Genomic DNA, 19,818 nt, shown 5'->3' on the forward strand with positions numbered 1-19,818 from the left:
GCCGCCCATCGCCCCGGCCCTGTGCAACGCCATCTTCGCCGCCACGGGCAAGCGCATCCGCGCCCTGCCCGTGGGCATGCAGCTGGCGAAAAAGGCTTAAGTCCGCCGCGCGGCGGGCCACTGCAGCAGCAACGCCGCAGTGGCCACGGCGCCGGCGCCGGCCGCCAGCAGCCACATCGGCCAGTTGAGCAGGAGCAGCAAGCCGCCCATGGCGGCGCCGATGGCGCTGCCCAGGTACAGCGCCGATTCGTTGAGGGCGATGGCCAGGTTGCCGTCGCCCTGCCGCGCACGCACGGCCAGCAGCTGCTGGTTTTGCGGCACTTGCAGGGCCCAGCCAGCCGCGCCCCACAGCGCGATCGGCGCCAGCATCAGCCAGGCCGACCAGCGGGCCGCCAACAGCAGCGCGCACAAGGCCAGCGCCAGCAGCAGCAAGATGAAGCAGGTCAGCTTCGGCGCCGCCACCTTGTCCGCCCATGGCCCGACCAGCATGCTGCCCACGATCCCTCCCACGCCCCACGCCCACAGGAAGGGCGTGGCGGACATCGCCATGCCGTTCGCCGACCACGCCAGCAGCGGCGCGATAAACGTGTACATGCCCAGGCTCGCGATGGCCGCCAACAAGGACACGAGCAGGATCGCCAGCACCTGCCCATCGGCCAGCAAGGCCAGCTTGCGGCGCAGAGAAATCGCCGGCGCCACCGGCAGCGCGGGCAGCTTCCACAGCAAGCCCGCCAGCGCCAGCCCGCCCAGAAGAGCCACCAGCCACAGGGCCGCCGTCCAGCCCAGCTGCTGCGCCAGCAGCAAGCTCAATGGCACGCCCAGCACCGTGCCGCCCGCCATGCCACCCATGATCACGCCGATGGCCTTGCCCCGCTGCTGCGGCGCCGACACGCCCGCCGCCGCCGCGATACCGAGCGCCAGGTAGACGCCAGCACCGATGCCGGCAATGGCGCGCCACGCGAGCAAACTGCCGAAACCGGACGCCAGCGCGCTGGCCCCGTTCGCCAGCACGAACACGGCCAGCGCGATCAAGAGGCCCGAGCGCTGCGCGCGCGCCGGCAGCAAGGCCACGGCCAGCGGCGAACCGAGGCCATAGGCCAGGGTGAACGCCGTCACCAGTTGCGCGGCCATCGCCAGCGAGATGGAAAACGCGCCGGCGATCATCGGCATCAAGCCCGCCGTCACGTACGACGCCATGCCCAGCGCGAACGCACCAATGGCGATCAGGTAGACGGTGGCGGGAAGACCGACACGGTAGGAAGAATAGTCAGACATGGGCCAGCCCTCAGGAAGAAAGCAGGCATTCTGGAATACAATATAAACAATTACAATTTAACTGTTTATGCTATTACTGATAGCAACAGCCTCACGGGAAAGACCGCACCATGCGCACCTTGCAACGCACCCGCCACGAACTGGCCGCCTACCTGCAGGCGCGGCGCGCGCGGCTGTCGCCGGAAGACGTGGGCTTGCCCGGCGGCGGACGGCGCAGGACACCGGGCTTGCGCCGCGAAGAAGTGGCGGCGCTGGCTGGCGTGGGGCTGACCTGGTACACGTGGCTGGAGCAGGGGCGCGACATCGGCGTCTCGAGCGCCTTTCTCGACAAGCTGGCCGAAGTGCTGAAACTGGACGCGGCAGAACGCCGCCACCTGTTCCTGCTCGCGCATGCGCGCCCGCCGGCCGAAGAAGGCAAGACGTTTTGCGTGGTGCCGCCGCCGGTGCGCCGCTTGATGCACGAACTGGCGCATCCCGCCTATGTGCTTAACCTGCGCTGGGACGTGTTGGCGTTCAATGCGGGCGCCGACACCCTGTTTGGTTTCGGCGCGCATGCCGCCTCGCGCCGCAATCTGCTGTGGCTGTTGTTTACCGATCCGCTGCTGCGCGCACGCTTCACGGCCTGGGAAGAGCAGGCGCCGCTGATGCTGTCGAGCTTTCGCCGCGACTACGCGCGCGCCACGCAGGAAGCGGACATCCACGCGCTGGTGGAGGAACTGGAAAAAGTCTCGCCCGAATTCAAGCGATGGTGGCGCCGCCACGACGTGCATGCGCCGTGTGCTGGCGTGCGCCGCCTGGACGTCGATGGCGAACAGGTCGCCTATGAACACACCACACTGACCATCGATGCGGACCGCCACTTGCGGCTGGTCGTGTATGCGCGCCAGGCGCCGGAGTAAACGGAGCCCACAACGAAAAAACCGCTGGCCCTCTTGCGAGGAACCAGCGGCTTCGAATTGGTTGCGGGGACAGGATTTGAACCTGTGACCTTCGGGTTATGAGCCCGACGAGCTGCCAGACTGCTCCACCCCGCAGGCGAATTATATACCAGTTTGCTGCACTGCGGGGAGCTAATCGCGGCAGGCGGCTGGAAGAGCTGCATGCGCGGCTTGAGAATAGAAAAAGCCGCTGATCTTTTGCAAGTATCAGCGGCTTTCCGGTATTGGTTGCGGGGACAGGATTTGAACCTGTGACCTTCGGGTTATGAGCCCGACGAGCTGCCAGACTGCTCCACCCCGCACAAGAATTATAAGGGCAAACGGGTGGCTTAGGCAATAGCTATCTTAAATTCAACCGTAATAGACCAATCTAATGAATACGCGGGTGGCATGACCGGCAGCCAATCGTGCCTGCGCAGCTCGCCACGCGGCACGCAATCGGTGTACAGTAAGCGTTACACGAGACATCTCTTATCCTAAGCCTGCCCATGAAATTCTGCTCCGAATGCGCCCATCCTGTCAGCCTGTCCATTCCGGAAGGCGACAACCGTCCCCGCTATGTCTGCGCCAATTGCGACGCCATCCATTACCAGAACCCGAAAATGGTGGTCGGCTCGATCCCCGTGTGGGAAGAAGATGGCCAGCTACAGGTCTTGCTGTGCAAGCGGGCCATCGAGCCGCGCCTCGGCTACTGGACCTTGCCGGCCGGCTTCATGGAAAACGATGAAACGACGTCCGACGCGGCCGAGCGCGAAACGGTGGAGGAAGCGGGCGCGAATATCGAACTGGGGCCCCTGTTTTCGCTGCTGAACGTGCAGCGCGTGCACCAGGTGCACCTGTTCTACCTGGCGCGTTTGCGCGACCTCGATTTCGCGCCGGGCATCGAAAGCCTCGACGTGCAGCTGTTTACGGAAGCGCAGATCCCCTGGGATGACCTGGCCTTCCCCACCATTCGCGCCACCCTGGAACTGTTCTTTGCCGACCGCGTGAAAATCCGCGAAGGCGGCAGCTACGGCGTCCATACGGGCGACATCACGCGCCCGATGGCGCGCGCGGACGCAGAGTAAGCCACCACGCCGCATGATTCCCTGGCTCGACATCCACACCCCGTTCCCCGACGTCTCGCGCGCCCTGACCGACGAGGCGCCCGGCCTGCTGGCGGCCGGCGCCGACCTGTCGCCCGCGCGCCTGCTCGACGCTTACCGGCGCGGCATCTTTCCCTGGTTTTCCGAAGGCCAGCCCATCCTGTGGTGGAGCACCGATCCGCGCATGGTGCTGATGACGGAAGACTTCAAGGTGTCCGACAGCCTGGCCAAGGCGATCCGCAAGGTCGAACGCAGCGCCGCCACGGATGGCCGCTGGCAGCTGCGCTTCGACGGCGATTTCGAGGCCGTCATGCGCGCCTGCGCAGCGCCGCGCAAGGATGGCCCTGGCACCTGGATTTCGGACGAGATCATCGCCGGCTACACGGGCTTGCACAAGCTGGGCTACGCGCATTCGTCGGAACTGTGGCTTGACGGTGAACTGGTGGGCGGCGCGTATGGCGTGTCGATCGGCCGCATGTTCTATGGCGAATCAATGTTCGCCCGCGTCTCGGATGGCTCGAAGATCGCGCTGGCGCAGCTGGTGCACTTCTTGAAGGCGCGCGGCGTGGCCATGATTGACTGTCAGCAAGAAACGAAACACCTGGCCTCGCTGGGCGCGGCACCCATTTCGCGCGCGCGCTTCCTGGCCCATGTACGGATCGCCATTGAAGCAGCGCAAATCACCGATTGGCATGCTGCGCCACCGGCGTAAAAAAGCTATGATAGCCCAAGGCACACCGCCGCGGACAGACCAGACAGGATCAGCATGACGCACCTGAACGAACTACCGTTTGCCACCCTGCAGTTCTACACGACGGCACCGTACCCGTGCAGCTACCTGGACGACCGCCAGGCCCGCTCGCAGGTGGCCACGCCTTCGCACCTGATCAACAGCGACGTGTACTCGGAACTGGTGCGCAACGGCTTTCGCCGCAGCGGCATCTTTACCTACCGCCCGTATTGCGACGGCTGCCAGGCCTGCATTCCCGTGCGCGTGGTGGCCGGCGAATTCACGCCGAACCGCAACCAGCGCCGCGCCTGGAGCCGGCACGCCGGCCTGCAGGCGGGCGTGGCCACCCTCTCCTTCCTCGACGAGCATTACGAGCTGTATCTGCGCTACCAGAGCACGCGCCACGCGGGCGGCGGCATGGACCAGGACAGCCGCGACCAGTACGCGCAATTCCTGCTGCAAAGCCGGGTCAACACGCGCCTGGTGGAATTTCGCGACGCCGACGGCATCCTGCGCATGGTCAGCATCATCGACGTGCTGGCCGATGGCCTGTCGTCCGTCTACACGTTCTTTGATCCGGACGTGCCGGGCGCCTCGTTCGGTACCTACAACGTGCTGTGGCAGATCGCCCAGGCGCGCGAGCTGGGGCTGCCGTATGTGTATCTCGGCTACTGGATCGCGCAGAGCCCGAAGATGGCCTATAAAATCAATTTCAAGCCGCTGGAAGCGAGGATCAAAGGACAATGGATTGTGATGTAGGTCGGATTAGCGGGGCCGCCGAGGCGCGAAGCGCGTAATCCGACACCACCGGCGGCGCCAACAATGTTGTCGGATTACGGCGCTGCGCGCCTAATCCGACCTACGCCTTTTATTTACTTTTATCCGGAAACGCCGGACGCTTGGGCTGCACGGGTGGATTTTTCGCCAGCTCGGCCTGTATCACTTCAATCGCTTTTTCCAGCTGCGGATCTCGGCCGGCGATGACGTCGGCCGGCGTTTGCTCGACTTCGATATCGGGCGGCACGCCTTCGTTTTCCACGCCCCAGCCGTTTTCGCGCGTCCAGAACGCCAGGTTCGGCGCCGTGATGTTGCCGCCATCCATCAGCACGGGGAAGCCGAGGATGCCCACCAGGCCGCCCCACGTGGCCTTGCCGATCAGCGGACCCATGTTATTTTTGCGGAACATCCACGGCAGCAGGTCGCCGCCCGAGCCGGCCGTCTCGTCGATCAGCATGGCGCGCGGGCCCTGGATCGACGCGGACGGCGTCTTCATGTCGGCGCCGTAGCGCATGGTCCACCAGGCGATTTCCTTCTTCTGCAGGATCTCGATGTAGTAATCGGCCACGCTGCCGCCGCCATTGAAACGCTCGTCGACGATGATGGCCTGCTTGTCCGCCTGCGGGAAGAAATAGCGCTTGAAGTAGGTGTGGCCCAGGCCCGCCGTATTCGGCACGTACACGTAGGCCACCTTGCCCCCGGTCGCGGCATTGACCTTGCGCATATTGCCTTCGATCCAGTCGCGGTTGCGCAAGGCATCCTCGGTCGGCACGGGCACGACGGTGATCGTGCGCGCGCCCTTGCCGTCAGCCGAGGGTCCCACGGTCAGGTCGATGGCCTTGCCGGCCGTGTTCTCGAAGGCGCTGTACAAGTTCGTGGGTGGCGCCAGCGGGCGGCTGTCGACGGCCAGCAGGTATTCGCCCGCCTTGACGTTCAGGCCCGGCTCCGTCAATGGCGCGCGCAGGGCCGGGTTCCAGTTCAAGCCGCCATACACTTTCTTGAAGCGGTAATGGCCGTCGCTCACTTCGTAATCGGCGCCCAGGAGTCCCCCCGGCACCTTCTTCGCCTCGATAAAATCGTCGCCGCCACCGCCGCGATGGTGGCCCACGGCCAGCTCGCTGCACATCCACTGGATCAGGCGGTTCAGGTCCGCGCGGCTGGACAGCTCAGGCAGGAACACGGCGTACTTGTCGCGCATGGCTTTCCAGTCCACGCCATGCATGCCCGGGTCATAGAAATAATCGCGGTTGATGCGCCACACTTCATTGAAAATCTGCGTCCACTCGGCGCGCGGATCGGCCTTCACTTCGATAACGTCAACCTTGATCTTGCCTTCGCCCGGCATCAGCAGCTTGCCCGTGGCGGAGCCCATGGCCCAATTGTCCTTCTGGCGATACAACAGCTTCTTGCCGTCGGCGGAGACTTCGAAATCATCGGCTTCGGCCACCACGGTTTCCGCCTTGCGCTCCTTCAGGTCGAAGCGCTGCACGGCCTTCTTGCCATCGCTTTCGCGCAGCAAAAAGATCTGTCCCGCAGCGCCGGCGGCGAGGCTGGAAAACTGCGCGGCCGGCAGCGGCAAGTCGACGATGCGCGTGGCGATGCCGTCGAAATCGATGCTGATCGGCGCCACCGGCGCCACGGCCACTTTCGGGTCGTCGCGGCCCGTCTTCGGATCGATCTTCGCTTCGTTCTTCGGCTCCGCTTCCGCCTTCGCCGTTTCTTTTTTCGCGTCCGTGCTGGCGGCCTTTTCCTCGTCGCTCTCCTTGATCAGGGGCGACGGCAAATCGCGCCGCAGCACGGCCATCCACACGGTGCGCGTCACCAGGTTGTCTTCGTTCTGCTGCGAGAACCAGTTGTTGCTGGGGCCAGCATTCGTCGACGCGAAGAAGTACAGGTATTTGCCGCTCTTGTCGAACACAGGTTCGGCCACGTCGGACAGGCCATCGGTCACGGGCATCGACTTGTTCTGCTCGACGGAATAGATGTAGGCGCTGCGCGTGTAGGTGGGCGAATTGAGCGTGTAGGCCAGCCAGCGCGAGTCGGGCGCCCACGAGGCGCGCATGCTCTTGTCGACGCCATACATCGGTTCCGTGGCGATTTTTTGCACCTTGCCCGTGCCGACGTCGATCACGTACATGCTCCAGCCATTGTCGGCAAACGCGATCTTCCTGCTGTCGGGCGACCAGACGGCGTTGTCATAGAAGCCGCTGCCATTGAGCTTGAACTTGCGCACCGCGCCCTTGCCGTCCTGCGCCCGCACATGCAGTTCATACTCGCCCGACTCGTCCGAGAAATACGCGACCGAGCGGCCATCGGGCGACCAGATGGGTGTGCGCTCGTGGGCGCCGGCCGTCTGCGTCAGGTTGCGCACGTCGCCCTTGTCGGCGGGGATGGTGACGATCTCGCCCCGGTACTCGAAGGCGATGCGCGCGCCCGATGGCGAGATCGACGCGTCGCGGATGTATTTCGCATTCTTGACCCAGCGGGGGCGCGTCTGCCCCAGGTCGCTGGCCACGCCGATGGTCAGCTTGTGCGCCTGGCCGCTGGCGATGTCGAACGCGTGCAGATAGCCGGCCTGCTCGTAGACGATGGTGCCGTTCGCAGCCGACGCGTTCAGCACGGGGAAATCCGTGTGCCGCGTCAGCTGGCGCACGGCCTTCGTTTTCACGTCATACGCAAACAGGTTGAATTCGCCGTTGCGGTCCGAGCGGAAGTACACGGTGTCGCCTATCCACATCGGGTCGACGTCGTTCGAGCGCGTTGTCGGCTGGGGGATTTTTTCGATCGACTTGTCGGCGGACGAGAATAGCCACAGCCAGGAATTGGTGCCGCCCCGGTAGCGCTTCCACTGCTTGAAGGCGGGCGCCAGCGGGTTGTACGCGATGCGCTTGCCATCGGGCGAATACGTGGCGCGCGACGCGTTCGGGATTTCCAGCTGCGTTTCCACGCCGCCCGCCACCGGTACCGTAAACAGCTTCTGGAAGCGGTTGTTGAAGGCGGCGCGGGGCGAGGTAAACATCACGGACTGGCCATCGGGCGTGAACGACTGCGCCAGGTCCGCGCCCGGATGGAAGGTCAGGCGGCGCGGCACGCCACCGGCCGCCGCGATCACGTACACGTCGACATTGCCGTCGATATTCGCGCTATACGCGATCAGACTGCCGTCAGGCGAAAACACGGGATTGGACTTGTCGCCCAGGTCGGAGGTCAGGCGCCGCGCGCCGCCGCCATCGAGGTTCGACAGCCACAAATCGCCCGCATAGATGAAGGCGATGTGGCGGCTGGAGACGGCCGGTTCGCTCAGCATGCGGGTGTCTTGCGTATTGGGCAGGGCCAGGGCCGGGTGGCTCAGCAGCAGTGCGCTGGCGGCCGCGATGGCCGTCAAGATGCGTGTCTTTTTCAATCGATGTCTCGCTTATGAAGTCAACAGAACAGAGAAAAAACAGGAAGGTCCACGGCCGAATGCGAATTAACAAGGAATCAATGTTGCATTGGACCAAAGAGAACTATACACCCGGCAGCGGCGCGGAACACGGTAAAATACGGCACTTATTTCGCGCGCCGCCAGCCCTTCCCGGCAGCCCGCATACCTACTCAAAGCGCCCCATGTCTGAAAAATTCCTGTACTCCCTCGCCCGCCCGCTGCTGTTTTCGATGGATGCCGAAGCGGCCCATCATCTCACCCTGCCCGCCCTGAAACGCGCCAGCGCGCTGGGCCTGACGAAACTGGCCGGCAAACCGGCGGCGGACCCGCGCACGGTGATGGGCATCACCTTCCCCAACCCGGTCGGCCTGGCCGCTGGCCTGGACAAGGATGGCGCCTACATCGACGCGCTGGCCGACCTGGGTTTTGGCTCCATCGAAGTGGGCACCGTCACGCCGCGCGCGCAGGCGGGCAATCCGAAACCGCGTATGTTCCGCCTGCCGCAGGCGCAGGGCATCATCAACCGCATGGGTTTCAATAATGGCGGCGTCGACGCCTTTGTGGCCAACGTGCAGGCGTCGAAGTTTTACCAGGACCGCGCGGGCGTGCTGGGCCTGAACATCGGCAAGAATGCCGACACGCCCATCGAACGGGCGGCCGACGATTACCTGCTGTGCCTGGAAAAAGTCTATCCGTACGCCAGCTATGTGACGGTGAACATCTCGTCGCCGAACACGAAGAATTTGCGCCAGTTGCAGGGCGCATCCGAACTCGACGCCCTGCTGTCGCAACTCAAGGAAGCCCAGGCACGCCTGGCGGACAAGCACAAGCGCTACGTGCCGCTGGCCCTGAAAATCGCGCCGGACATGGATGGCGAACAGGTGAAAAGCATCGCCGAGTCGCTCACGCGCCACAAGATCGACGGCGTCATCGCCACCAACACGACCCTGTCGCGCAGCGCCGTCGAAGGCATGCCACATGGCGCCGAAGCGGGTGGCCTGTCGGGCGCGCCTGTGTTCGAGCTGTCGAACAATATCATCCGCTTGCTGAAAGCGGAACTGGGCGACGCTTTGCCCATCATCGGCGTGGGCGGCATCATGCAAGGCAAGGATGCTTTGGCCAAGTTCGAGGCGGGTGCGCAGCTGGTGCAGCTGTACAGCGGCCTGATTTACGCGGGTCCGGCCCTGATCAAGGATTGCGCCCGCGCGCTGCGCGGCAAGCAGGCGAAATGATCAACAAGGTCAAGCTGGGTTCCAGCAGCCTGGAAGTGAGCACGATCTGCCTGGGCACGATGACGTTCGGCGAACAGAATAGCGAAGCCGAAGCGCACAGCCAGCTCGATTACGCGTTGGAACGGGGTATCAACTTCATCGACACGGCCGAGATGTATCCGGTGATGGCCAGCGCGCAAACGCAGGGCAGCACCGAGCGCTACATCGGCAGCTGGCTGAAGAAAAGCGGCAAGCGCGGCCAGATCGTGCTGGCCAGCAAGGTGGCCGGGCCGAACTCGCGCATGCACTGGATACGCAAGGGCAAGACGGACCACGACGCCGTCAACATCCGCGCCGCCGTCGAGGACAGCCTGCGCCGGCTGCAAACGGAGCACATCGACCTGTACCAGTTGCACTGGCCCAGCCGCAACCTGCCCATCTTCGGCGCCAGCGTGTACAACCCGCGCAAGGAACACGCGTCGGTCGCCATTGAAGACACTCTGGCCGTGCTGGGCAAGCTGATTGACGAAGGCAAGATCGGCCACATCGGCGTATCGAACGAATCGTCGTGGGGCGTATGCGAATACATCAAGCAGGCCGAGCTGAAAGGCTTGCCGCGCATCGTATCCATTCAGAACCTGTACAACCTGACGGCGCGCCATTTCGAGACGAGCTTGCTCGACGAAACCTGCCACCGGGAAAATGTGGGCTTGCTGGCCTACAGCCCTCTGGCGTTCGGCCAGCTGACGGCGAAATACCTCGACGATCCGCAAGCCAAGGGGCGCTTGACGATTTTCCCGCCCGGCTGGAGTCCCCGCTACGTGCGCCCCGCTACCATAGCGGCAGCCGCCCAGTATGCGGCGCTGGCCCGCGCGCACGGCTTGACGCCGGCGCAGCTGGCCCTGGCCTGGTGCTACTCGCGCTGGTTCGTGGCCTCGACCATCATCGGCGCCACCAGCACGGCGCAGCTGCAGCAAAATATCGATGCCCATCAAGTCAGCCTGTCGCCGGAACTCGTGGCGGCCGTCGACGCCATCCACGCCAGCCTGCCCAATCCGGGGCAGTAAGCGCGCCCTCCTGGCGGCGCAGGCCGCCGCCAGGCTCCCCCCTCACCGCAGATAGTCGTATTTATGCAACAGCTGGCAATTTACTGCTGTGCAGCATTGCGGCCTTGCCCTGCGCGGTCGTATGCTGAAAACGAGGCTATATGCGCTACTCGCGCCATGTTGACGTCTTTCAGATATTTATTGCATATCGATAGACAGAACGATTCGTAAGCACGCCGCGTGCCCACTGTTAATCTGATTGCATCATCGGACCGCCATGGTCCGCGCAACCACCAACCGAAGAGATATCGTCGATGAGTTCAAGCACCGCCCGTTCCCAGCTTCCCGCCCTCCCCGTCAAAACCGTTATCGCCGCCAGCCTGATCGCCTGCTTCAGCCTGCCGATGCTGGCGCAAGCGCAGCAAGAACTGCCGGCCGAAGGCGAATTGCAGTCGGTCGTGGTCACCGGCACCTTCGCCAAGAACCGCCGCACCATCGATTCCGAATCGCCGATCGACATCCTCACGTCGCGCGACTTGCAAAGCACGGGTTCGGGCGAACTGGCCACCGTGCTGGCGCGCCTGCTGCCATCGCTGAACTTTGCCCGCGCCACGGGCGCCGACGCCAGCGACGCCGTGCGTCCGGCGCAATTGCGCGGCCTGTCACCGGACCAGACCCTGGTGCTGGTGAACGGCAAGCGCCGCTACACGTCGGCCGTCGTCAACGTCAACGGTTCCCTGGGCCGCGGCTCGGCGCCCGTCGACCTGAACGCCATCCCGCTGGCCGCCATCGACCACGTGGAAGTGCTGCGCGATGGCGCGGCGGCCCAGTACGGTTCCGATGCGATCGCCGGCGTGATCAACATCATCCTGAAAAAAGGCGCGGCCGGCGGCGATATCGAAGTGGGCTATGGCCAGACGCAGGAACGCGACGGCAAGCAAAAATCCATCAAGGGTTCGGCCGGCTTCGCCCTGGGCGACGACGGCTGGGTGCGCGTCTCGGCGGAAGTGGCGGAACGCGATCCGACCAACCGCGCCGGCGCCGACTTCCGCAATCCGCTGGAGCCGCGCTACGGCAAGGTCAACCAGCGCTACGGCGACCCGGAAAGCAAGCCGGCGACGATTTTCCTCAACAGCGAATACCGCATCAGCGACAATATCGACTGGTATGCCTTCGGCAACTATGGCAAGCGCGACACCTCGGCCGCCGCCACCTGGCGCACGGCGCTGATCCAAGATTCCGTCACCAAGGCGTACTCGCAGCGCACGCCAATCTTCCCGGAAGGCTTCTTGCCGCTGCAAAACAGCACCCTGACGGACCAGTCGATCGTCACGGGCTTGCGCGGTGAAGCGGCTGGCTGGCGCTGGGACGCCAGCCTGAACTATGGCAGCAACAAATTCGAACTGGACCTGGACAACACGGTCAACCAGTCGCTGGGCGCGAACAGCCCCACGCATTTCTATGCAGGCTCGCTGAAAAACGAGCAGACCGTCTTCAACCTCGATGCGGCGCGCGAATTTCCCGTGTCTTACTTTACGGGTCCGCTGACGGTGGCCGTCGGCGCCGAAGCGCGCCATGAAAAGTACAGCATTGGCGCCGGCGACGCAGCGTCGTACACGGGCGGCGGCTCGCAAGGCTTTGCCGGCTTCCGCCCTGTCAACGCGGGCAGCCATTCACGCCACAACGAATCGATCTATGTCAACCTGGAAGCGGAAGCGACGAAGAAACTGTCGGGCGGCGTGGCCCTGCGCCATGAGCGCTACAGCGATTTCGGCAGCACCACCTCGGCCAAGGGTTCCGCGCGCTATGCGTTCACGGACGCGCTGTCCCTGCGCGGCACCGTGTCGAGCGGTTTCCGCGCGCCATCGCTGGCACAGCAGTACTACACCATCACCACCACCAACTTCCAGGTCATCAACGGCAACAATACGGCCATCGAGACGGGCACCTTCGCCGTGAATACGCCGCAGGCGCGCGCATTGGGCGCACAGGATCTGAAACCGGAAAAAGCCCGCAACTACAGCCTGGGCCTGCAGTTCCAGCCTAACCGCAACTTCACCACCAGCATCGATGCCTACCGCATCGACATCGACAACCGCATCCTGTTCTCGGCCAACCTGGCGCTGAACGACAAGCTCAAGGCCCAGCTGGCAACGCAAGGCTCGACCGTGGGTGCGGCGCGCTACTTCACCAACGCCGTCGACACGCGCACGGAAGGCGTGGACATCGTCAGTACCTACCGCATCGACCTTCAGGACAAGGACCGCCTCGACCTCACCGTGGCGTACAACCACAACAAGAGCACGGTACAGAAAATCGCCGACAATCCGGCCATCCTGACGGCCAACAACCTGAAACTGATCGACCGCCAGAGCATCGACCGCATCACGGTGGCGTCGCCGAAGGACAAGTTCAGCCTGGCCGCCGACTACGGCTTCGGCATCTGGAATGCGCACGGCGTCGTGACGCGCTACGGCAGCTTCACCGTGCCGCAAAATGACGTCAAGCTGGACCAGACGTATGACCCGCAATGGGTGCTGGACGTGTCCGGCTCCGTAAAACTGGGCAAGAACTGGCGCCTGGTGGCCGGCATCGACAACGTCACCAACCGCTACCCGGCGCAAGTGACGAGCGCGGGCAACCTGAACGTCAACGGCACCCAGCCCTACAGCATCTTCGCGCCGAACGGCTTCAACGGCCGCTACTACTACGCCAAGGCTGGCTATAGCTGGTAAATAACGCTCTGCCATGCAAAAAGCCCGGAACGCATCGCGTTTCCGGGCTTTTTCACGTCTTGCGCCCGCAGGCGCTGCAAGCTCAGGCGCGGCGGCGGCGCGCGGCAAAACCGACCAGGCCCAAGCCCAGCAGCATCATGCCGTAGGTCGCTGGCTCAGGCACGGCCGAGACCGAATTGAACGCGCGGAAATTGCTCAGGCCACGCGGCAGGTTGCCCAGGCTGAAAACCGTATTGGCGGCCAGCGGCGTGTCCCAGTGGAACAACAGTTCGCCACGGCCATAATGCACGGCCAAGTAGTCAAAGCTGGAGTTGACGGTGAACGAACCGGACTTGTTGCTGGCCAGGTCGCCCTGGGCGGCAAAGACCAACGAGCCGGTGCCGCTCGATGGCAGGCCGAACTTGCTGCTTACCAGGCTCTTGATGGCGGCCGCACTTTGCGCGCCGGACGGGTTGGCGCCGTCATAGACCCAGACCGAGTCCGCTGCCACGCTGCCGTAGGTGACGGTCTTGCCGCCCACCAGGAAGCCGCTCATGGCAGGATCGGTGACTTCCACCCAGCTTGCAGCCTGGGCCAATGGCGCCAGGCAAGCCGAGACAGCAAGGCAGAGACCCAGCACAGCACGTTTAGTCATATTCATGATTTCCCCTATTGATCAATTTCAAAAATTACAATGTTGATTATATTTTTGTTATATTTCTTTGCGATTGGGCAAAAGATATCATTCAAGAAATCAGAATGCAATAAAAGAAACATCTTCAGTCATTGAAAATTTCAATCGCTCTCATGCATTGATTGCATCAGCCCGCTTTGCGCGGCGTCATGCTTCGTGGGATTTGTTCCGGGAGATTGGCGGGTTGGACTGAAGTGTTGTTAATTCACACCAGCGAAAACGTCGTTCAGGCAAGCCCGGCCGGCGTTATCGCGCGCCGTTTTGCGCCAGCGCAGACAAACGCCATGCTTCCTGCCGGACGGCCCGACACCGCACCCTATCATGCATGCTCCTGCCTACATTCATCACGGAGCACGCCATGCTGACTTTAAGCAAATTGAGTCCCTCCATCACCGACATGATCCGTTTCGACCATAGCCACGTGCTGCTGGCCTTCCACCAGTACACCACCAGCAAGAAACCTGCCGTCAAGAAAGCGCTGGCCGAAACCATCTGCAGCGCGCTGGAAATCCATGCGAACCTGGAAGAGGAAATTTTTTATCCGCAGATGCGCCTGCTCGATGGCGACGCGGCGGTACGCCAGAAAAGCGTGCCCGAGCATCAGGAAATGCGCCGCCTGATCGCCGAATTGCGCGCGACGGATGCCGCCGCCACGCGCCATGACGCCTTGCTGCTGGAACTGATGCGCGACGTGCTGCACCATGTGGCCGATGAGGAAACCGTGCGCCTGCCGGAAGCGGAAGCGCAGCTGACAGCAAGGCGCTTGAGCGAGCTGGGTGCGCAGATGACACAGCGCCGCATGGCCCTGGTCAAGCCGCAAGCGGGCAAGATCGCCGCCAATACGCTGATCGGTTTTTCCGGCAGCACCGCTGCGTGGATCATGGGGGCGGCCGGCGTGCTGGTGGCGGCCAGGCTGTTTGCCCGCAAGGCGGCCTGAACTGGCCTGGAGAGTAGCCAGGCCGGCGGGCAATCAGCTACCATGGGAGCTCTTCGACTCCCATGACGGACCACCATGCCCAGCTGGCACTTGGCCGACGCCGCCGAACTGGCGGCGCGCCACCCCTACACCTTCTATAAATCGCCGCCCGAGGCCATCGCCCAGGTGCGACCGGGCGAGGTGGTCAAGCTGATCTTCGCCTTCCACAGCGACGACCCGCAAGCGCCGGGCGCCGAGCGCATGTGGGTGCTGGTCGATACGGTCGAACCGCATGGGCACTTCACCGGCAAGCTCGACAACATGCCCGGCTACATTGCCGATTTGCATGCCAAAGACCCCATCGCCTTCGATGCGCGCCACATCATCAATACGCAGCACGACGATGACGACAACCTCGTCAACCGCTACGCGGGCCTGTGCTTCGTGACGAAAAAAGTGCTGGAAGACGGCGCGCCCGTCGGCTATCTGTACCGCGAGGAGCCGGACAACGAAAGCGACAGCGGCTGGCGCTTCACGGCCAACGACGAGAGCGACGACTACATGAACGACAGCGCCAACGTGGCCCTCGTGTCGCTGGGCGCCGTGCTCAGTGTGGACGACCGTTTTATTGCGCTGCTGGATGCGCCTGCCGGGTCGGCCTATGCCTTCGACCACAACACGCAGCAATTCGTGGCGGTGGACGAATGACAACTGATGAATTGAAGGATTTTTGCGCGGCCCTGCCCGGCGCGCAAGCCGTGCTGTACGGCCCGCCGTCGAATATCCTCGTGGTTGAGGTGAGCGGCAAGAAATTTGCCTATTTCAAGACCAGCGCGCCCGAGCAGTGGCGCTTCAGCCTGCGGGTCAGCGCCGAGCGTTTTATCGAGCTGACGGACATGCCCGGCGTCAAACCGGCCCGTTACATGGGCCGCTTTCACTGGGTGACCATCGTCGACGTAACGCGCTTCCCCGCAGATTACCTGGCAGAACTGGTGCGCGATAGCTACGCGCGCGCCGTGGCCAGCCTGACGCGCGCGCAGCGGGCGGCCATCGCCTAGAGCGCTTCCTCGCCCGCCATGGCGCGGTCGATGTCTTCACGCGTCAGGTCCGGCGCCAGTTGCAGGATGAACTCGTAGGCGTAGGCGCGCAGGTAGGCGCCGCGGCGCACGGCCAAGCGCGTCGTGTTGGTGGCGAACAGATGCGACGCTTCCACGGCCCTCAAACCCTTGTCGCGGCCATGATCGAAGGCCATCGAGGCCACGATGCCCACGCCCAGGCCCAGCGCCACGTACTGCTTGATGACGTCCGAATCCATGGCGGTGAGGATGATATCGGTCGTCACGCCCGCCTTGGCGAACGCATCGTCGATATGGCCGCGGCCCGTGAAACCCTTGTCGTAGGTAATCAACGGATATTTCGCCAGGTCTTCCAGGCGGATCGGCGAGTGATCGAGCAGCGGATGGCCGTCCGGCACGACGATCAGATGGCTCCAGCGGTAGCACGGGAACGACACGAGGTCGGGGAACTGGCTCAAGCCTTCCGTGGCGATGCCGATATCGGTCTTGCCCGACAGCACCCATTCCGCGATGTGTTCGGGCGCGCTTTGCTGCAGCGCGATGCGCACGTCGGGGAAGGCGGCGCGGAAGCCCTGCACCACTTTCGGCAGCGCATAGCGCGCCTGCGTGTGCGTGGCCGCCACGGATAGCGTCCCGCTGGTCTGGCCGCTGTACTCGAGGCTGGCCTGCTGCAGGTTTTCCGCCTCGATCAAGAGCCGGTCGACGATCTTCAGGATGCCCTTGCCCGGCTCCGTCAAGCCCGTCAAACGCTTGCCGTTGCGCTCGAAAATCACCACGCCCAGCTCATCTTCCAGTTCGCGGATTTGCCGGCTCACGCCCGGCTGCGACGTGAACAGGGCGTTGGCCACTTCCGTCAGGTTATAGCCGCGGCGGGCCGCTTCGCGGATCGAGCGCAATTGTTGAAAATTCATAGTGTTCCAGCCTCTCAGGTTCTTGTCGGTTCAACGAACACGTGCAAGCGTTTCGGGCGCACGACCAGGGTCTCGCCCTCTTTCAGCTGCAGATGCGTAAAACGCTCGTTCGACATCACCGCCTCGATCAGTTCGCTGTTATCGACGCGCTGCAAGTCCAGCTGGGCCAGCGGGCCGATCGCATGCGCGCGGCTCAGCTTGACGACGATGCCTTCCGCACCCTGCGTGTAGCGGTCGATTTCCAGGTCGTGCGGACGCACATAGGCCGTGCCCTTGCTGTCGCTCACGCCCGCATAGTCGGGTACTTCGAAGCTGGCGTCGCCGGTGGCCATCACGCCGTCATGCACGCGGCCGTGGAACAGGTTGACGTTGCCGAGGAAGCCATACACGAAGGGCGAAGCCGGGTGGTTGTAGACTTGCTCGGGGGAACCGAGTTGCTCGACCGTGCCCTTGTTCATCAGCACGACCTGGTCCGCCACTTCCAGCGCTTCTTCCTGGTCGTGCGTGACGAAAATGCTGGTCACGTGCAAGTCGTCATGCAGGCGGCGCAGCCAGCGGCGCAATTCCTTGCGCACCTTGGCGTCAAGCGCACCGAACGGCTCGTCGAGCAGCAGCACGCGCGGCTCGACAGCCAGGGCGCGCGCTAGGGCGATACGCTGGCGTTGCCCGCCAGACAGCTGCGGCGGATAGCGGTCGGCCAGCCAATCGAGCTGCACCAGCTCCAGCAAATCTTTCACTTTACGGCGGATCTGGTCTTCCGACGGGCGCTCGCTGCGCGACTTCACGCGTAAACCAAAGGCCACGTTTTCAAACACGGTCATGTGCTTGAACAGCGCATAGTGCTGGAACACGAAACCGACTTGCCGCTCGCGCACGTGGCGATTCGACGCGTCTTCCGCGTCCAGCAGCACTTGCCCGCTGTCCGGATGTTCCAGACCGGCGATGATGCGCAGCAAGGTGGTCTTGCCGCAGCCGGACGGACCCAGCAGGGCCGTCAGTTCGCCGGCGGGAAAGTCCAGCGAGATATTGTCGAGGGCGACGAAATCGCCGAAGCGCTTGTGGATGTTTTTAACTGCGATGGTCATATCAGTGCTCCGTAGAACGTAAGGCGGAATCGTCGGCGTCGCTCTCGTTCAAACGCCACTCAATAAAAGCTTTCAAGGCCAGGGTCACCAGCGCCAGCAGGGCCAGCAGGGAGGCGACGGCAAATGCGGCGGCAAAGTTGTACTCGTTGTACAAAATTTCGACTTGCAGCGGCATGGTGTTGGTTTCGCCGCGGATATGGCCCGAGACCACGGACACGGCGCCGAACTCGCCCATGGCGCGCGCATTACACAGGATCACGCCATACAGCAGACCCCACTTGATGTTCGGCAAGGTGACCCGGCGGAAAGTGTTCCAGCCCGACGCGCCCAGCACGATGGCGGCCTCTTCCTCTTCGCTGCCCTGCGACTGCATCAGCGGGATCAGTTCGCGCGCCACGAACGGGAAGGTGATGAAAATGGTGGCCAGCACGATGCCGGGCACGGCGAACAGAATCTTGATGTCGTGCGCCTGCAGCCACGGGCCGAACCAGCCCTGGGCGCCAAACATCAGCACGTAGATCAGGCCGGAAATCACGGGCGAGACGGAAAACGGCAAGTCGATCAAGGTCAGCAAGATGCTCTTGCCGCGGAAGTCGAACTTGGCGATGCACCAGGAAGCGGCCACGCCGAATACCAGGTTCAGCGGCACGGCGATGGCGGCCGTGATCAAGGTCAATTTAATCGCAGAAATCGCGTCCGGGTCGATGATGGCGGCGATGTACGCTTCCCAGCCCTTCTTGAACGCTTCCGCAAACACGGCCACCAGGGGCACGATGAGGAAGGCCGTCAGGAACAGCAAGGCGATGGTGATCAAGACCGTGCGCACCCACAGTGGTTCCAGCACAACGGGGCCGACATTCGGTTCGAAGCGGCGCGCCGTCGGCAGCGCCTTGTCCACGCCAGCGGCGGCAGTCGTATTCGTACTCATGATTTCTTCGCCTTTCCGCGCGTCCATGCTTGCAGCAAGTTAATCGTCAACAACAGCAAAAAGGAGACCACCAGCATCACCACGGCGATGGCCGTGGCGCCTGCGTAATCGTATTGCTCCAGCTTGGTAATAATGAACAGCGGCGTGATTTCCGACACCATCGGCATATTGCCGGCGATAAAGATCACGGAACCGTACTCGCCCGTGGCGCGGGCGAAGGCCAGCGCAAAGCCCGTCAGCAAGGATGGCAAAATCGTGGGGAAGATGACGCGGATAAACGTTTGCAGGGAATTGGCGCCCAGGCTGGCGGCCGCTTCTTCCAGTTCCTTTTCCGCGTCTTCCAGCACCGGTTGCACGGTACGCACGACGAAGGGCAAGCCGATGAAGGTCAGCGCCACCACCACGCCCAGCGGCGTGAACGCCACCTTGATGCCCAGCACGCCTTCGATGAACTGGCCGAACCAGCCGTTCGACGAATACAAGGCCGTCAGGGTGATGCCGGCCACGGCCGTCGGCAAGGCGAACGGCAAGTCGACGAGCGCATCGATGATGCGCTTGCCGGGGAATTTATAGCGCACCAGCACCCAAGCCAGGATGCCGCCAAACACCACGTTCAACAGGGCCGCGATCAGCGAGGCGCCAAACGTCAGGCGGTACGACGCCATCACGCGATCGGACGTGACGGCGCTGAAGAAGGCGTCCCATGTCATGGTGAAGGTCTTCAGGAACACCGACGACAGCGGGATGAGAACGATCAGGGCCAGGTAAAAGAGCGTGAAGCCCAGAGACAGCTTAAACCCCGGCATGACCCGAAACGGCGCTCCGCGCGCCTTGAGCGGTGCTGCTGATGCTGCAGACATAGAAACCCCTTCTTATTACATTTTTGAGTTATAGGGCGCAATAATCACATGCAACCGTTATAAAAAGAACTAACCATTTCTCATTTGCTTAGATGGATTTTGCATACTTGCTGGCGGAATCTGCGGACGAAAAAAAACGCACCGGACA

17 protein-coding genes and 2 tRNA genes are annotated in these 19,818 nt (G+C 63.1%); 10 read left to right on the forward strand and 9 right to left on the reverse strand.

Translation table 11 applies throughout. The features are described 5' to 3' along the window. Window positions 1-96: 96 nt before the first annotated feature. Window positions 97-1,275 (reverse strand): MFS transporter, encoded by a 1,179-nt coding sequence (locus ASN89_RS17005; protein WP_058050118.1) that lies wholly within the window; start codon window positions 1,273-1,275, stop codon window positions 97-99. 110 nt (window positions 1,276-1,385) lie between these two features. Between ASN89_RS17005 and ASN89_RS17010 the strand changes: the two genes are divergently transcribed. Further along, window positions 1,386-2,174, forward strand: coding sequence for a helix-turn-helix transcriptional regulator (locus ASN89_RS17010; RefSeq protein WP_058050119.1), 789 nt, complete (start codon window positions 1,386-1,388; stop codon window positions 2,172-2,174). 58 nt (window positions 2,175-2,232) lie between these two features. Here ASN89_RS17010 and ASN89_RS17015 read toward each other — a convergent pair. Then, window positions 2,233-2,309: transfer RNA gene (locus ASN89_RS17015), tRNA-Met, on the reverse strand. A gap of 129 nt (window positions 2,310-2,438) precedes the next feature. Further along, a tRNA-Met gene (locus ASN89_RS17020) sits at window positions 2,439-2,515 on the reverse strand. A 186-nt stretch (window positions 2,516-2,701) separates the two neighbouring features. Between ASN89_RS17020 and ASN89_RS17025 the strand changes: the two genes are divergently transcribed. Genes ASN89_RS17025 through ASN89_RS17035 form a run of 3 tightly spaced genes read left to right on the forward strand, consistent with a single transcriptional unit; the run spans window position 2,702 to window position 4,787 of the window. Beyond that, on the forward strand, window positions 2,702-3,280 hold the full coding sequence (locus tag ASN89_RS17025; protein WP_034747557.1) for an NUDIX hydrolase: 579 nt from the start codon (window positions 2,702-2,704) through the stop codon (window positions 3,278-3,280). 13 nt (window positions 3,281-3,293) lie between these two features. Then, window positions 3,294-4,010, forward strand: coding sequence for a leucyl/phenylalanyl-tRNA--protein transferase (gene aat, locus ASN89_RS17030; RefSeq protein WP_046685982.1), 717 nt, complete (start codon window positions 3,294-3,296; stop codon window positions 4,008-4,010). A 54-nt stretch (window positions 4,011-4,064) separates the two neighbouring features. Continuing rightward, window positions 4,065-4,787 (forward strand): arginyltransferase, encoded by a 723-nt coding sequence (locus tag ASN89_RS17035; RefSeq protein ID WP_058050120.1) that lies wholly within the window; start codon window positions 4,065-4,067, stop codon window positions 4,785-4,787. Between the two features lie 109 nt (window positions 4,788-4,896). Here ASN89_RS17035 and ASN89_RS17040 read toward each other — a convergent pair whose 3' ends face one another. After that, the gene (locus tag ASN89_RS17040) at window positions 4,897-8,208 is read right to left on the reverse strand and encodes a S41 family peptidase (RefSeq protein ID WP_058050121.1); all 3,312 of its coding nucleotides are present in this window, start codon (window positions 8,206-8,208) and stop codon (window positions 4,897-4,899) included. A 203-nt stretch (window positions 8,209-8,411) separates the two neighbouring features. Between ASN89_RS17040 and ASN89_RS17045 the strand changes: the two genes are divergently transcribed. From ASN89_RS17045 to ASN89_RS17055, 3 genes are all read left to right on the forward strand, one after another. Further along, the gene (locus ASN89_RS17045; protein ID WP_058050122.1) at window positions 8,412-9,461 is read left to right on the forward strand and encodes a quinone-dependent dihydroorotate dehydrogenase; all 1,050 of its coding nucleotides are present in this window, start codon (window positions 8,412-8,414) and stop codon (window positions 9,459-9,461) included. Continuing rightward, window positions 9,461-10,507, forward strand: a complete 1,047-nt coding sequence (locus ASN89_RS17050) for an aldo/keto reductase (protein WP_058050165.1) — start codon at window positions 9,461-9,463, stop codon at window positions 10,505-10,507. The genes ASN89_RS17045 and ASN89_RS17050 overlap by 1 nt, the downstream gene beginning before the upstream one ends. A gap of 293 nt (window positions 10,508-10,800) precedes the next feature. Further along, window positions 10,801-13,221: a TonB-dependent receptor plug domain-containing protein gene (locus ASN89_RS17055; RefSeq protein ID WP_058050123.1), complete on the forward strand. Its 2,421-nt coding sequence runs from the start codon at window positions 10,801-10,803 to the stop codon at window positions 13,219-13,221. Between the two features lie 82 nt (window positions 13,222-13,303). Here the strand turns inward: ASN89_RS17055 and ASN89_RS29515 are convergent, their stop codons facing one another. Next, window positions 13,304-13,861, reverse strand: coding sequence for an FxDxF family PEP-CTERM protein (locus ASN89_RS29515; RefSeq protein WP_082127910.1), 558 nt, complete (start codon window positions 13,859-13,861; stop codon window positions 13,304-13,306). A gap of 391 nt (window positions 13,862-14,252) precedes the next feature. Between ASN89_RS29515 and ASN89_RS17065 the strand changes: the two genes are divergently transcribed. The 3 genes from ASN89_RS17065 (at window position 14,253) to ASN89_RS17075 (ending at window position 15,868) form a co-directional block, all read left to right on the forward strand. Next, entirely contained in the window at window positions 14,253-14,831 is a 579-nt protein-coding gene (locus ASN89_RS17065) for a hemerythrin domain-containing protein (protein ID WP_200969065.1), read from the forward strand. A 75-nt stretch (window positions 14,832-14,906) separates the two neighbouring features. Next, complete coding sequence (locus tag ASN89_RS17070) at window positions 14,907-15,518, forward strand: immunity protein Imm33 domain-containing protein (protein WP_058050124.1); 612 nt, start codon at window positions 14,907-14,909, stop codon at window positions 15,516-15,518. After that, window positions 15,515-15,868 (forward strand): MmcQ/YjbR family DNA-binding protein, encoded by a 354-nt coding sequence (locus ASN89_RS17075; protein ID WP_058050125.1) that lies wholly within the window; start codon window positions 15,515-15,517, stop codon window positions 15,866-15,868. Before ASN89_RS17070 ends, ASN89_RS17075 begins: the two co-directional genes overlap by 4 nt. On the opposite strand, the gene ASN89_RS17080 is transcribed toward ASN89_RS17075, so the two are convergent. The 4 genes from ASN89_RS17080 to cysT are packed head-to-tail and all read right to left on the reverse strand — an operon-like array spanning window position 15,865 to window position 19,616. Further along, complete coding sequence (locus ASN89_RS17080; protein ID WP_034747522.1) at window positions 15,865-16,797, reverse strand: CysB family HTH-type transcriptional regulator; 933 nt, start codon at window positions 16,795-16,797, stop codon at window positions 15,865-15,867. The two genes, ASN89_RS17075 and ASN89_RS17080, sit on opposite strands and share 4 nt — an antisense overlap. A 14-nt stretch (window positions 16,798-16,811) precedes the next feature. Beyond that, window positions 16,812-17,882, reverse strand: a complete 1,071-nt coding sequence (locus ASN89_RS17085) for a sulfate/molybdate ABC transporter ATP-binding protein (RefSeq protein WP_034747519.1) — start codon at window positions 17,880-17,882, stop codon at window positions 16,812-16,814. 1 nt (window position 17,883) lies between these two features. Next, window positions 17,884-18,810, reverse strand: a complete 927-nt coding sequence (gene cysW / locus ASN89_RS17090; protein ID WP_034747965.1) for a sulfate ABC transporter permease subunit CysW — start codon at window positions 18,808-18,810, stop codon at window positions 17,884-17,886. Then, window positions 18,807-19,616, reverse strand: a complete 810-nt coding sequence (gene cysT / locus ASN89_RS17095) for a sulfate ABC transporter permease subunit CysT (RefSeq protein WP_099408869.1) — start codon at window positions 19,614-19,616, stop codon at window positions 18,807-18,809. The genes cysW and cysT overlap by 4 nt, the downstream gene beginning before the upstream one ends. Window positions 19,617-19,818 lie beyond the last annotated feature (202 nt).

The organism is Janthinobacterium sp. Ant5-2-1 (genome assembly GCF_001445815.1).
In the GTDB taxonomy this organism is placed as follows: domain Bacteria; phylum Pseudomonadota; class Gammaproteobacteria; order Burkholderiales; family Burkholderiaceae_D; genus Janthinobacterium; species Janthinobacterium lividum_E.

What these genes read in the sequence shown, in the direction of transcription:
- ASN89_RS17065 (WP_200969065.1), top strand. Translation starts at nt 14,253, where the DNA reads ATGCTGACTTTAAGCAAATTGAGTCCCTCCATCACCGACATGATCCGT.
- ASN89_RS17005 (WP_058050118.1), bottom strand. Translation starts at nt 1,275, where the DNA reads ATGTCTGACTATTCTTCCTACCGTGTCGGTCTTCCCGCCACCGTCTAC.
- cysT (WP_099408869.1), bottom strand. Translation starts at nt 19,616, where the DNA reads ATGCCGGGGTTTAAGCTGTCTCTGGGCTTCACGCTCTTTTACCTGGCC.
- ASN89_RS17055 (WP_058050123.1), top strand. Translation starts at nt 10,801, where the DNA reads ATGAGTTCAAGCACCGCCCGTTCCCAGCTTCCCGCCCTCCCCGTCAAA.
- ASN89_RS17075 (WP_058050125.1), top strand. Translation starts at nt 15,515, where the DNA reads ATGACAACTGATGAATTGAAGGATTTTTGCGCGGCCCTGCCCGGCGCG.
- ASN89_RS17010 (WP_058050119.1), top strand. Translation starts at nt 1,386, where the DNA reads ATGCGCACCTTGCAACGCACCCGCCACGAACTGGCCGCCTACCTGCAG.
- ASN89_RS17080 (WP_034747522.1), bottom strand. Translation starts at nt 16,797, where the DNA reads ATGAATTTTCAACAATTGCGCTCGATCCGCGAAGCGGCCCGCCGCGGC.
- ASN89_RS17025 (WP_034747557.1), top strand. Translation starts at nt 2,702, where the DNA reads ATGAAATTCTGCTCCGAATGCGCCCATCCTGTCAGCCTGTCCATTCCG.
- ASN89_RS17070 (WP_058050124.1), top strand. Translation starts at nt 14,907, where the DNA reads ATGCCCAGCTGGCACTTGGCCGACGCCGCCGAACTGGCGGCGCGCCAC.
- aat (WP_046685982.1), top strand. Translation starts at nt 3,294, where the DNA reads ATGATTCCCTGGCTCGACATCCACACCCCGTTCCCCGACGTCTCGCGC.
- ASN89_RS17085 (WP_034747519.1), bottom strand. Translation starts at nt 17,882, where the DNA reads ATGACCATCGCAGTTAAAAACATCCACAAGCGCTTCGGCGATTTCGTC.
- ASN89_RS17045 (WP_058050122.1), top strand. Translation starts at nt 8,412, where the DNA reads ATGTCTGAAAAATTCCTGTACTCCCTCGCCCGCCCGCTGCTGTTTTCG.
- cysW (WP_034747965.1), bottom strand. Translation starts at nt 18,810, where the DNA reads ATGAGTACGAATACGACTGCCGCCGCTGGCGTGGACAAGGCGCTGCCG.
- ASN89_RS29515 (WP_082127910.1), bottom strand. Translation starts at nt 13,861, where the DNA reads ATGAATATGACTAAACGTGCTGTGCTGGGTCTCTGCCTTGCTGTCTCG.
- ASN89_RS17035 (WP_058050120.1), top strand. Translation starts at nt 4,065, where the DNA reads ATGACGCACCTGAACGAACTACCGTTTGCCACCCTGCAGTTCTACACG.